Below are 13,567 nucleotides of genomic sequence, written 5' to 3'. Positions count from 1 at the left end.
ACTACTCTCTCCCGTCGGAGATTTCCTCACTACTAATCTTAGTATGTTTTTGACTAGTTGAGTTCTTTCCCACTCCCAAGGCGAGTTAACGAAGTAATAAAAGATAAGCTGAATAACTATATTAGATAGCTTTTTCATCCAATCCCAACTTACGTTGAACAAATTTAACAATTTCTACAACGACAACCATGAGGCCTGAACCAATAATGGTTACCAACCACTGGGTTGGAGAGAGAACGGATACATGGAAGAAATTGCTAAATCCTGGAACAACGATTGTCGCCATTAACAAAAGGAAAGCAAATGGAATTGACCAGTTGAAGAGTTTATTTTTGAACAAACCAACTGTGAAAACGGACTGATAAACAGACTTAACATTGTATGCATGAACCAGTTGGATCAAACCTAATGTCACGTAAGCCATTGTCAAAGCATCTGCATGGATTTCTTCATAAATGCTGTGTTCTGGGTAAAGCAGGGCAAATCCATAGACACCCAATACCAAAGCGGTCTGTAGGATACCTTGATAGATAATCGAACTCAAGACACCACCTGAGAAAAAGCTTGAATTGCGTCCACGAGGTTTGTGTGTCATAATACCTGGTTCAGCAGGTTCAACACCAAGGGCAATCGCTGGAAGAGTATCTGTTACCAAGTTGATCCAAAGAAGATGAACTGGCTCCAACACGTCCCAACCGAAGAGGGTTGCAAGGAAGATACACAATACCTCAGCAGTGTTAGCTGACAAGAGATACTGGATGGTTTTTTGGATGTTTGAGAAGACCTTACGTCCTTCTTCCACCGCCACAATGATAGTTGCAAAGTTATCATCTGCAAGGACCATATCAGAAGCACCTTTCGAAACTTCCGTACCTGTAATCCCCATACCGATACCGATGTCGGCAGTCTTAAGTGATGGCGCATCGTTAACACCGTCACCAGTCATAGCAACAACCTTACCATCATTTTGCCAAGCCTTAACGATACGAACCTTATGTTCTGGAGATACACGAGCGTATACAGAATATTGCTTGAAGACTTTTTGGAACTCTTCATCTGTCAATTCATTGAGTTCTGCACCAGTGAAGACATGGTCTTCGGTGTCATTTTCATCGATGATACCAAGACGTTTGGCAATCGCCTCAGCAGTATCTTGGTGGTCACCCGTAATCATGATTGGACGGATACCCGCTTCCTTAGCAACACGAACTGCTTCCGCTGCTTCAGGACGCTCAGGGTCAATCATACCTACCAAACCTGAGAAGACAAGATCATTTTCAACAACGTCAGATTCCAATTCAGGAATAGCATCAACATACTTGTATGCCATCATCAAGACACGAAGGGCTTGTTTAGCCAAGTCCTTGTTAGTGGCAAGAATGGCTTGTTTATCCGCATCGGTAATCGGACGGATTGTACCGTTTTCTTCAATTTGCGTTACACGTTTGAGCAATTGGTCTGGGGCACCTTTAACAGCTACAAAGAAGTTTCCAGCAGCTTGTTGGTGAACAGTTGACATCAATTTACGTGTTGAGTCAAATGGCAATTCAGCCACACGAGGCTCAGATACCAAGACTTCACGAACGTCAAAGTTTTGATCCAAACCAAATTGAACAAGTGCCGTTTCCGTTGGGTCACCGATCAATTTACCAGTTGGGTCAACTTTTGTATCATTGGCAAAGTTCATAACACGAAGCGTTGTATTGCTTGCATCCAAAGCTTCTTTAGCATCCACCAATTGACCGTTTGTATAGACTTTTTCAACAGTCATCTGGTTCATAGTCAAAGTACCAGTTTTATCTGAAGCTATGATTTCTGTTGAACCAAGAGTCTCAACAGCAGGCAACTTACGGATGATAGAATTACGCTTAGCCAATACTTGAGTACCAAGTGAAAGGACAACCGTTACAATAGCTGGCAAACCTTCTGGAATGGCAGCAACCGCAAGAGCTACAGAAGTCATAAGAGCAGGCAAGATACCTTCTCCACGTACGAAGACTGAAACAGCCATCGTTACCGCTGCAATGACAAGAACTGCGTATGTCAAGACTTTTGATAACTGGTGCAAGTTTTGTTTCAATGGTGTATCAGTCTCGTCAGCATTAGCAAGCATGCCAGCGATGTGCCCAACCTCTGTGTACATACCTGTATTTGTAACCACACCAAGACCACGGCCGTAAGTAACGTTTGAGTTCTGGTAGGCCATGTTGACACGGTCACCAATCGGTGCATCTTCAGCCAAAACTGCTGACAAATCTTTATCAACTGGTACAGACTCACCTGTAAGAGCAGCTTCTTCGATTTTGAGGGAGTTAGCTTCCAACAAACGCATATCAGCAGGGACAACATCACCTGCTTCAAGCAAGACGATGTCACCTGGTACCAAGTCTTTAGAATCAACTTCGACTACATGATTGTCACGAAGCGCACGCGCAACTGGGCTTGACATGTTTTTTAGCGCCTCAATGGCTGCCTCAGCTTGACCCTCTTGATAAACACCAAAGGCAGCGTTCAAGATAACCACGGCCAAGATGATAATGGCATCTGTCAAACCGTGTGAACCTTCTGTAATCACCGTCAAGATTGCTGCTGCAATCAAAATAATAATCATCAAGTCTTTGAACTGATCCAAGAATTTAGCTAAGAGTGTGCGTTTTTCACCCTCATCCAATTCGTTACGACCGTAGTCTGCTAGACGTTTGCTTGCCTCATCACTAGACAAACCGTCCAAAGAAGACCCCATGCTTGACAATACTTGCTCTTCGCTCTGTGTATAAAACAAATCGCGTTTTTGTTCTTTTGACAATTTCCTTCTCCTTCTCGGTCCCTTTTTTACCTAACAAATAAAAAAGAGACCTGTTTAATGAGAACCTCTCTTCACAGCTCGGCACTTCTATCTAGGGCTAGTTTTCTGTCACTCATCTTTATACTCTTCGAAAATCAAACTCAGGCGTTGTTGACTTGAATTGATGAACCTTAGTTCAATCCGCATCGGCATCGCCTAGCCTGACTTTGATTTTCATTGAGTATTAGTTTTTTTAGAAATACAGTCAGTATTCCTTCAAAAAACTGCCTTGATAGACAAAAAACTATCTCTTATCTAAAAATACCTTACTTGCGAAGACAGGTTCTAAAACAAGTCTCGCTATTTAATATATTGCCGGAAACAAGTCGGATTGACGACAATATCACGGAATTTTCCGCTAGCTACTCCCTCGATTTGTTAACTATTATATCAAAAATCCCGAGAAATTCAAGAATATTTTTCTGGAAATAAGAGATTATTTCCACGAGATTTCCAAATTATAGGAAGCAAAAAGCTGCTGGTTCTCCAATCCCTTTAATTCATATTGCAACTGGACACTTTGATCCGAACGGTTTAATTGGTAACGTTTTGTATCGGTCACAAAATGCTGGATTCCTAACGGTGTAGGAATGGTCACAATAGCTTCTTTACCAGAAATGAATCGCATAATAGACTTCGGAGTGGAAAAACGTGTCATCACTAACTCTTCTTCGTCACATTTTATGACAACTTTTTCAGCTTCATCGTTACTATAAATGAGATAGAGATTCCCATCTTTTTCCTTAACTTCCACTTGAAATTGCTGATCCACTACCTCAATCTGCCCGTCCAGATCAATTTCATTTCGTAAATGAATATCCATAGTTCCTCCTACTATTTTTTAATCCTAGTAACAAAGGATGAACGAAGCAGAGTAAAGCCTGTATACGCTGCAACGAAGACAACTAAAATTTTCAAATTATTAATATCCAAATTTGATAGGAAGAAAGCGGCTGTCAAAACACCTAGCACCCCACCGACAATGATTCCTGGAACTCCTGGCCAGTTTACTCGTCCTGATTGGATAAACTGCTTGGCACCAGCAGTCATGATCATCGCAGCGTTCAGCATCATAACTGGAAGAGCGACCGCAGGACTGATCCCCATCAAGGAGAAGAAAATTAACTCAGGAGCATAGTTACCCAGTCCCATACTCATCAGCATCCCCACCATAAAATCAAAGGCAATACCAACAGCCAGTTTCCAACCAGTTAAGCCCTTTACTTCATTAGTAAGATCTGCGCCAGGGTTAGTAATCATGCGATAGACCATGAAACAGGCTGCAATAATTAGTAAAATCCCAAGAATTCGTTGAACTTTCTTTGTATCCCATTTTTGAGTTACCTTGGCACCAACAAAGGCACCCGTGAATGCCGCTGCTGCCATAGCAATCAGAGTGACCATATCAACCTCAACTATCGTAATAAACAATAGCGCCTCTACTAAGACTGGTATGATGTGCGCCGTTGTCATGGTCGCAGGAATTTTACGATCGTCTTCCACCAACTTTGTCAGTTTAAACATAGTGGTTGTCGTTGCAAAGGTTCCAATCCCCAAGGTGTCTAGCAAATCAGTAACATAACCTATACCAAATCCTGTCCAAAATTTCTCTTTTAGAGAAATATCGTGCTTTTTAGCATAGGATAGAATTGTGTAAAGCATCCAAAGAATTAGGGCTACAATAAAGACCTGAATAGTTAATAAGATAATTTGATTATTCATCTCTTCATTATACCAAAAGATTCTATTTGGTACATAGCAATATCCTTGTGTTTTAGAAAAATCAGGAATTTATCTCCCTTTTTTGTTATAATGAAACTATGATAGAAAAAGTATTTCGCGATCCAGTTCATAACTATGTACATGTTGATCATGAGCTGATTTATAAACTTATCAATACAAAAGAATTTCAGCGACTACGCCGCATCAAGCAACTAGGGACTACTTCCTATACCTTCCATGGTGGCGAGCATAGTCGCTTTTCGCACTGCCTTGGCGCCTACGAAATCGCCAGACGGATTACTCAAAAATTTGAAGACAAGTATCCACAAATCTGGGATACAAATGAGTCCCTACTGACCATGGTTGCTGCGCTACTCCATGATGTCGGACACGGAGCCTATTCTCATACTTTCGAGCGTCTATTTGATACAGACCATGAGGAAATGACCTGTGCTATTATTACTAGTCCAGAAACGGAAATCAATGCTCTGTTGAAACAAGTTTCACCTGAGTTTCCAGACAAGGTTGCTAGTGTTATCAAACACACCTATCCAAATAAACAGGTCGTTCAACTCATTTCGAGCCAGATTGATGTTGACCGGATGGATTATCTATTACGAGATTCCTACTTCACAGGTGCGAACTATGGTGAATTTGACCTAACTAGAATATTACGTGTCATTCGCCCGACAGAAAATGGAATTGCCTTCAAAGAATCTGGTATGCATGCAGTAGAAGACTACGTTCTCAGCCGCTACCAAATGTACATGCAAGTCTATTTTCATCCAGCAAGCCGCTCTATGGAAGTCCTATTGCAGAATTTACTCAATCGTGCCAAACTACTATATACTAGTGAACAGGAGTTTTTTGCACGAACTTCACCTCGGCTATTACCCTTTTTTGAGCATCGTATCCGTCTAACCGACTACCTCAGTCTTGATGATGGAGTTATGAATACTTACTTTCAATCATGGATAGATGGACCAGATCGTATATTATCTGACTTAGCCCAGCGCTATATCAATAGGAAAGTGCTCAAATCCATCACTTTCAAGGCCGAAGAAGAGGAAGCTTTGGACCGCCTGCGTAGCCTGGTCGCAGACGTCGGATTCGTTCCAGAATACTATACTGCTATTCACCACAACTTTGATTTGCCGTATGATATTTACCGACCGAATGCAGAAAAGAAACGGACTCAAATTGAGATTTATCGCAAAGATGAAACCTTGGTAGAACTATCCTCTCTATCACCAATTGTCCATTCCTTATCAGGCACAATCCATGGCGATAGTCGCTTCTATTTCCCAAAAGAAATGTTAGAAGAAACAGGAATTTTCGCACCTCAAATAGCTGATTTTAACAGCCACATACATAACGATCATTTTATAATTGGAGAATCAAATGAGCATTAAACTTGTCGCCATCGATATTGATGGTACACTACTAAATAGTCAACACCAAATTACAGCTGAAGTACACTCAGCAATCCAAGAAGCAAAGAAAGCAGGCGTTAAAATTGTTATTGCTACTGGTCGCCCCATTTCCGGTGTTCAAGCAATTTTAGAAGAACTCAATCTTACAGAAGCAGGTGACTACGTCATCACTTTTAACGGTGGCTTAGTCCAAGATGCAGCAACTGGTGAGGATATTGTCAAAGATACCTTGACTTATGAGGATTATCTCGACATCGAATCTGCTGCCCGTAAACTCATGCTCCCAATGCATGCCAGCACCAAGGAAGGCATCTATACTGCTAACCGTAACATCGGTAAATACACCATTTACGAATCCACATTAGTAAGTGCACCCATTTTCTATCGCACTCCTGAAGAAATGGCTGACAAGGAAATCATCAAAACAATGATGGTTGATGAGCCAGAAATTCTTGATGCTGCTATTCCACTTCTACCGACTAGCTTGACTGAGAAGTACAACGTAGCAAAATCAGCACCATTTTATTTGGAAATTACCCCTAAAACTGTTAACAAGGGACAAGCTATCATTCATCTAGCTGAGAAGCTTGGACTAACAATGGATCAAACCATGGCCATCGGTGACCAAGAAAATGACCGTCCAATGTTGGAAGTTGTTGGTAATCCTGTTGTCATGGAAAACGGAAATCCTGAATTGAAGAAAATCGCCAAATACATTACGAAGTCAAATGATGAGAGCGGTGTAGCCCACGCTCTGAGAGAATGGGTACTGAAATAGCCTCTTAAAATATAACAAAAAGCATCGAATTCAAAATCCGATGCTTTTTGTTATAATCTTTTAGTTTACTTTTAGTACTAGGTAACAAGCTGCAGACAGCTTGTACAGTCGAGTGACTGTGCAAGGTTGGAGATAGCACTTGCGGAGCAAGTCACCCCTGCAGAGTGCGGCAAAGCGAGTTCAAACAATCCAGTGGAGTGTTTGAAGTTGGAAATAAGGAAACGGAGTTTCCTCTTACGTCGAAGTAATAAAAGAAAAACTAAATGACTACATTAGAAGTTCAACAAAGCCAAGAAGCTTTCTGCTTCAAGTGATGCACCACCAACAAGCGCACCGTCAACGTCTGGACATGCCATGTATTCAGCAACGTTTGATGGGTTTACAGAACCACCGTATTGAACGCGAACCTTGTCTGCAACTTCTTGACCGAAATCAGCAGCAACAACGTCACGGACAGCTTTACACATGTTTTGTGCATCGTCTTTAGTAGCTGATTTACCAGTACCGATTGCCCAGATTGGCTCGTAAGCAATAACAAGTGATGCTACTTGTTCAGCAGTCAAGTCTTTCAAAGCTGCAGAAACTTGTGCACCTACGAATTCAACTGCTTTGCCAGCTTCGTAAGTTTCAAGTGACTCACCACAACAAATGATTGGAGTCAAACCGTTACGGAAGATTGCATGAGCTTTTTTATTAATATCTTCATCAGTTTCGTGGAAGTAATCACGACGCTCTGAGTGACCGATAACAACATAGTTAACACCCATTTCAGCCAATACTTTTGGAGATGTTTCACCAGTGAAGGCACCAGCATCTTCAAAGTAGCAGTTTTGAGCAGCAACTTTCAATTCAGAATCTTTAGCGAACCACAAAAGAGCGTTCAAATCTACAGCTGGAGCTGCGATAGCTGCTTCAATTTTGTCTCCTGCAGGCAATTTTCCTGCAATAGCCTCAACGAATGCTTGTGCTTCTTGAGGATTTTTGTTCATTTTCCAGTTACCGGCAATGATTGGTTTACGTGACATTTCACTTACCTCTTCTATATTTATTGTACAAGGTACATTATAGCATAAACTTAGCTAAGATTAAAGAATTTCTGTGCATTTTATGAATACTTACAGAAAAACTCTCTACCCGAAAGTAGAGAGTTACAATTAAGTTGTCTGACTATAATTGTTATTTCTGGGAACTCAATCGAATTAAGCTTCGATTTCTGTAACCATACCTGAACCAACAGTACGTCCACCTTCACGGATAGAGAAAGTAGTACCTTGTTCAACGGCGATTGGGTGGATCAATTCAACGTCGATAGTAACGTTATCACCAGGCATTACCATTTCAGTACCTTCTGGCAATTTGATTGAACCAGTTACGTCAGTTGTACGGAAGTAGAACTGTGGACGGTAGTTGTCGAAGAATGGAGTGTGACGTCCACCTTCTTCTTTAGTAAGGATGTAAACTTCACCTTTGAATTTAGTGTGTGGGTTGATAGAACCTGGTTTAGAGATAACTTGACCACGTTCGATTTCATCACGTTGTACACCACGAAGAAGCACACCAACGTTATCGCCGGCAAGACCTTCGTCAAGTTGTTTACGGAACATTTCAACACCAGTAACAACTGCTTTAGATTTTTCTTCTTGAAGACCAACGATTTCGATTTCGTCGTTAACACGAACTGTACCACGGTCGATACGTCCTGATGCTACAGTACCACGACCAGTGATTGAGAATACGTCTTCGACTGGAAGCAGCAATGGTTTGTCAGTGTCGCGTTCTGGTTCTGGAATGTACTCATCAACAGTGTTCATCAATTCCATAACGATGTCTTCGTACTTAGTGTCACCTTCAAGAGCTTTAAGAGCTGAACCTTGGATAACTGGAAGATCATCACCTGGGAAATCGTATTCTGAAAGAAGGTCACGGATTTCCATTTCAACCAACTCAAGCAATTCTTCATCGTCAACCAAGTCAACTTTGTTCATGAAGACGATAAGGTGTTTAACACCAACCTGACGTGAAAGAAGGATGTGCTCACGAGTTTGTGGCATTGGACCGTCAGTTGAAGCTACTACAAGAATCGCACCGTCCATCTGAGCAGCACCAGTGATCATGTTTTTAACGTAGTCCGCGTGTCCTGGAGCGTCGATGTGAGCATAGTGACGTTTTTCAGTTTCGTACTCAACGTGTGCAGTGTTGATAGTGATACCGCGCTCGCGCTCTTCTGGAGCAGCATCGATAGACGCATAGTCTTTAGGTTGGTTAACTGATGAAGGCAAGCGACGTGCCAATACAGTTGTGATAGCTGCTGTCAAAGTAGTTTTACCGTGGTCAACGTGTCCAATTGTACCAATGTTAACGTGGGGTTTACTACGATCGTATTTTTCTTTTGCCATTTTGGTAAAAGCCTCCAATAAAATATATTTTATAGATAGACAGTAGGCAATACGGTCTAACTTTACCTTACTATTCTATCAAATTGTAGCAGAATTGCAAGCATTTTCTACCGTTTTTCTGATTTATTCCACATCTAGCTGATAATAGGGCTGATTTTGGACACTGGCTCCGATGCTGGAAGCGTAGATCCAGTCGGCATTTTCTAGCTCTACAAAGTCTTCTGCTCTGCCTGTGAGAATAATGCCTGCGAATTCTAATCTATCAATCTCTGCTTGCTGGGTGAAGTCGGTGTCGCCGAATTTGTTGACATAAGCTTGTACATCACCCTTGATTTCAGGAGAGAGGGCGTAATCGCCTTGGTAGTCCACCAATTCTTTCATCACAGTAAGGGGGCTTGTATAAGGAACAAGGTCATCTGTGGCTACTTCTGCTGTCACTGCTTGTAGTTGTTCGGAATCCATGCCGAATAGACTGACTAGGGATAAGTATTCTGTTCTCAGCTGAGATTTTTCCGTCCCAATCCAATACCAATTCTTTTTGAGGTTATTTGGGACCATGTTCCTTATCTCTGCTAATGTATATTTCTTATCAAAGGTAATGGCCACTTCTATTAGCTGCCCTTTCATCTCCTTAGTATAGGATAATTCCTGACGGCCAGAAGCTGTTTTAGTATTGTAAAAGATCGGTAACTTGCTGTTGCTATCTTGGTGGTAGTAATATTCTTCAGAACCCTCTGGGAAATACTGACCAAAATTAGCAAAGATTCCATATAAGTTATAATCTACTTCCAGATGCCCAAACGCAAAAGGCACACCTGCCAAATCCTTTGATAAATTATAATCAACATAGCCTGAAACAATTCCTATTTCATTAACATAGAATCGTTCCACATCTACATTTGGATAGGTTACCTGAAGGACACGATTAAAATGCTCCTGTGCCTGCTGACTCCGATAGTTAGAAAACAAACGGAGGGCATAGAGACTGGATAATAGTAAAACAATTCCCACTATACTACTAAGCCCAACGGTCTTCCATAAATTCTTCCGCTTACTCTTTTTTGTCACTTCTTCAAAAGTCTTCATAGTCATATCCTCTCTCTTCTAGTGCTTTCCTCAACTGTTTGCGTCCACGGTAAAGGCTGATTTTCACCCAACTTTGACCAGCACCTAAAATATGCGCAATCTCTTTGACACTCATATCTTGGAAGTAGTATAAGTCAATCACTTGCTGGTATTTTTCTGGCAGGTCTGCAACAGCTTGATAGAGTTCCTCATAATCTTCTTGGTCATAGACCAAAAAATTTTCAGGTGTAAAAAACTCCTTTTGTAAAATTTCATGGTAGCGCTTGTCTCGCCTGTATTTGTCAATGTAAGCCCGAACTGCAGATCGGTAAAGCCAAGCTCTTAGTTTTTCGAAAGGAAGGACAATATCAGATTCAAGCAATTTGACTAGAACATCTTGGGCAATATCCTGACTGTCAGCTGGGCCGGCTCCTGATTTTTGCAAATAGTAGGAAATCTCCTCTGCAATACCAATAATTTCTTTTTCATATTGATCTAGTTTGATACTTATCCCCTCCCTTCACTGATAAAACGAATGAAAATGTGTTTGGTTACACATTTTTTAAAAATATTATATCCTTTACCGTATTAAAAAAGCAACCTCCGAAGAAGTTGCTTAAATAAGATTAACCAGAATTTCGTAAACCTGTTGCCACACCGTTGATGGTGATGTGAATCAAGCTTTCTTGTTCCTTGCTGAGTTCTCCACGACGAAGGCGGTTAATCAACTCAATCTGAATATAGTTAAGTACGTTGAAATACGGCATGCGATGATCAAGACTAGCTTTTAGGAACGGTAGTTCTGCTAAAAGCTCATCATTTTGCTCGATTGACAAAATAATTTCTTTGGTCAACTGCCACTCATCCAAAATGACATGGAAGATATTTCGTACCTCTTCGCTTTCACACATTTTAGCATATTCAAATGCGATATTCATATTGGATTTAGACAATACCATATCCACGTTTGATAGAAGTGAACGGAAGAATGGCCAGGATTCGTACATTTTTTGTAACTTAGACAAATTATCAGGGTTCTTATCAATAAAGCGTTTGAAACTTGAACCAACACCATACCACCCTGGCAACATGACACGGTTTTGTGACCAGGAGAATACCCATGGAATCGCACGCAAACCACCGATTTCTGTGATGGTTTTTCGAGCCGCAGGACGTGAGCCAATGTTCAGGCTTGATACTTCACGAATTGGACTAGCGGCAAAGAAATAATCATAAAAATGTGGATTGTTGAACACAAGATCTCTATAAATACGATAGCTATCTGATACAATTTCATCCATGGTTTCGCGATAGCCATCGATTTCATTTGGATCGGTAATCATTTGTGTAACCATACGGTCAAGCGTTGCAGATACCAGCATTTCTAAATTATAGTAGGCTGCGTCTTTGTTACCGTATTTATTGCCTATCACTTCGCCTTGTTCTGTCAAACGAAGCCGGTCCTTGATAGAACCAAATGGCTGAGATGTAATCGCATCGTAGGAAGGACCACCACCACGACCAACAGTCCCTCCACGACCGTGGAAGAAGGTGATGTTTACTCCGTAGTCTTGACCAATTTGCGTCAATTCATTCTGTGCTTTGTAGAGTGTCCAGCCGGAGGATAGGTAGCCACCATCCTTGTTGGAATCTGAGTAGCCAAGCATGATTTCTTGGTAGTATTTATTGCCTGCAATCCAACGTTTCGCCAAATCTAATTGCAGATATTGACGCATGGTATCAGGTGCATTATCTAAGTCCTCGATTGTCTCAAAAAGTGGAACAATCTGAACACGGGCCTTATCGACATCTACTAGACCAACTTCTTTTAATAGGACAGCTAATTCCAGCAAATCAGAAACACTCTCCGAGTGTGAAATAATATGTTGCTTGATGATTTCCTCACCTAGCTTATCTTTCAATTCACGCGCAGCAGCAAAGATGGCCAATTCTTTTTCTAATTGTTCTGACTTTGGCATGTGCGTTGCAGAAAGAATGCGTGGATCTGTTTCCAACTGTTTCAAAAGAACATGGCATTTAGCTTCCTCAGATAAACTGGAGTAGTCTTCTACGATACGGGCAGAGGCCAATAGCTCCGCAACACTTGCTTCATGAATAGAAGAGTCTTGGCGCATATCGATACTAGCTAGGTAGAAACCAAACGCTTCGACCGCTTCAAGTAATTCTGTAAAATCACCTTTCAATAGCGCCATAGATTTATTTTCGACCAAAGATTGTTTGATGGCTAATAAATCAGCTTTAAACTCGGCTACATTACTATAGCGGACATCTGACGGCTTATTGTGAACTAGATAATCTCTTGTATTTGCAAGTTTCATCTGAATATAGTGAAAAGCACGACGATAAGGCTCATTTTCACGGTAGACAGAACTATCTTCAGATAAATCCGCCAGCATCTTAACCGCTGTAGATACATTTACAATGGAAGTTGAGAGCGAAAAATTCCGATAGAGTTTATAGAGTTGCTCATCGTAATAATTCATAATAACTTCACACTGAGTCAAGGCTGACAGCTTCAAGGTCTCTGCAGTAACAAATGGATTTCCATCACGGTCTCCCCCAATCCACATACCCATTGTAATTGGACGAGGATTATTTAAGACGATTCCTTTCTCAGCAGCCAAACGTTTGTATTCCCGCTGCAACTTAGTGACAGCCTTAATAAAGGAAGAATTGTAATACTCCATAACGTTTGTGATTTCGTTGGTTACCTTCAACTTCTTCTCACGAATCATATCCGTCTGCATGATAATTTCAATGTAACAACGGAGCTCATCTTCCCATTTGTTTTTATTGAGCAAGCCCAATTTTACATCGCGATAACGACGAAGCAACTCATGAATATGCTTGGTTAAATCAAGCATAGACTGGCGTTGAACCTGAGTAGGATGGGCTGTCAAGACTGGAACAACATTCAACTTTTCAAGGATTTCAGCTGCATTTTCTTGTTTGGAAACCATATCAATTGTTGTTGAAATCTTACCAAGATAATCTTGTTCAATATTGTTTTGATGGTTGATTTCATAGGCCAAGTCAACATCTTCTGATATATTAATCAAAAGTGGCAAAACAGCAAAGTATCTAGAAATAACTGCTAGTTCATCATTATTCAACTGACTGATAATAGCAATCAATGCCTGATAATCATCCTGACGAGACAATTGAGATAATTCTACAATTTTAGCAAAGGTCTCTGCAGGCATCATTTGGGCTGCTACTTCTTCCAAAATAGATGTTAGAATCGTTACTTCTTCACGGATTGCTTCCTTGTTGTTATAGTTTTCTAATTTTTGAATAGCCATCTCCT

10 protein-coding genes are annotated in these 13,567 nt (G+C 41.0%); 2 read left to right on the top strand and 8 right to left on the bottom strand.

Annotation, left to right across the window (positions count from 1 at the left end; all coding sequences use genetic code 11):
* Positions 1-121: 121 nt before the first annotated feature.
* The 3 genes from P7J58_RS08535 to P7J58_RS08525 all read right to left on the bottom strand — a co-directional run bounded on the left by P7J58_RS08535 (position 122) and on the right by P7J58_RS08525 (position 4,567).
* On the bottom strand, positions 122-2,806 hold the full coding sequence (locus P7J58_RS08535; protein WP_408556129.1) for a cation-translocating P-type ATPase: 2,685 nt from the start codon (positions 2,804-2,806) through the stop codon (positions 122-124).
* Between the two features lie 475 nt (positions 2,807-3,281).
* A complete protein-coding gene (locus P7J58_RS08530; RefSeq protein ID WP_172033142.1) occupies positions 3,282-3,668 on the bottom strand; it encodes a DUF1934 domain-containing protein in 387 nt (128 codons plus the stop codon).
* 11 nt (positions 3,669-3,679) lie between these two features.
* Complete coding sequence (locus P7J58_RS08525) at positions 3,680-4,567, bottom strand: sulfite exporter TauE/SafE family protein (RefSeq protein ID WP_024419334.1); 888 nt, start codon at positions 4,565-4,567, stop codon at positions 3,680-3,682.
* Positions 4,568-4,665: 98 nt separating this feature from the next.
* On the opposite strand from P7J58_RS08525, the gene P7J58_RS08520 reads away from it, so the two are divergent.
* Both P7J58_RS08520 and yidA read left to right on the top strand, forming a co-directional pair.
* Positions 4,666-5,979 carry an HD domain-containing protein gene (locus P7J58_RS08520; RefSeq protein ID WP_332423069.1) on the top strand — a complete coding sequence of 438 codons (1,314 nt, stop codon included), beginning with the start codon at positions 4,666-4,668 and terminating at the stop codon, positions 5,977-5,979.
* Positions 5,969-6,778 carry a sugar-phosphatase gene (yidA, locus tag P7J58_RS08515; RefSeq protein ID WP_024386320.1) on the top strand — a complete coding sequence of 270 codons (810 nt, stop codon included), beginning with the start codon at positions 5,969-5,971 and terminating at the stop codon, positions 6,776-6,778. The genes P7J58_RS08520 and yidA overlap by 11 nt, the downstream gene beginning before the upstream one ends.
* A gap of 272 nt (positions 6,779-7,050) precedes the next feature.
* On the opposite strand, the gene tpiA is transcribed toward yidA, so the two are convergent.
* The 5 genes from tpiA to ppc all read right to left on the bottom strand — a co-directional run bounded on the left by tpiA (position 7,051) and on the right by ppc (position 13,562).
* Positions 7,051-7,803, bottom strand: a complete 753-nt coding sequence (gene tpiA, locus P7J58_RS08510) for a triose-phosphate isomerase (protein WP_004298713.1) — start codon at positions 7,801-7,803, stop codon at positions 7,051-7,053.
* 174 nt (positions 7,804-7,977) lie between these two features.
* Positions 7,978-9,174 carry an elongation factor Tu gene (gene tuf, locus P7J58_RS08505; RefSeq protein ID WP_004298711.1) on the bottom strand — a complete coding sequence of 399 codons (1,197 nt, stop codon included), beginning with the start codon at positions 9,172-9,174 and terminating at the stop codon, positions 7,978-7,980.
* Between the two features lie 123 nt (positions 9,175-9,297).
* Positions 9,298-10,260: an anti sigma factor C-terminal domain-containing protein gene (locus P7J58_RS08500; RefSeq protein ID WP_024378089.1), complete on the bottom strand. Its 963-nt coding sequence runs from the start codon at positions 10,258-10,260 to the stop codon at positions 9,298-9,300.
* Entirely contained in the window at positions 10,247-10,750 is a 504-nt protein-coding gene (locus P7J58_RS08495; protein ID WP_024397986.1) for an RNA polymerase sigma factor, read from the bottom strand. Before P7J58_RS08495 ends, P7J58_RS08500 begins: the two co-directional genes overlap by 14 nt.
* Positions 10,751-10,865: 115 nt before the next feature.
* Complete coding sequence (gene ppc / locus P7J58_RS08490; protein WP_408556128.1) at positions 10,866-13,562, bottom strand: phosphoenolpyruvate carboxylase; 2,697 nt, start codon at positions 13,560-13,562, stop codon at positions 10,866-10,868.
* Positions 13,563-13,567 lie beyond the last annotated feature (5 nt).

Origin of the sequence: Streptococcus suis, from assembly GCF_046032535.1 — a bacterium.
Taxonomy (GTDB): domain Bacteria; phylum Bacillota; class Bacilli; order Lactobacillales; family Streptococcaceae; genus Streptococcus; species Streptococcus suis_AK.
The sequence above is the reverse complement of the archived record's forward strand: the minus strand, read 5'-3'. Positions and strand labels throughout refer to the sequence as shown.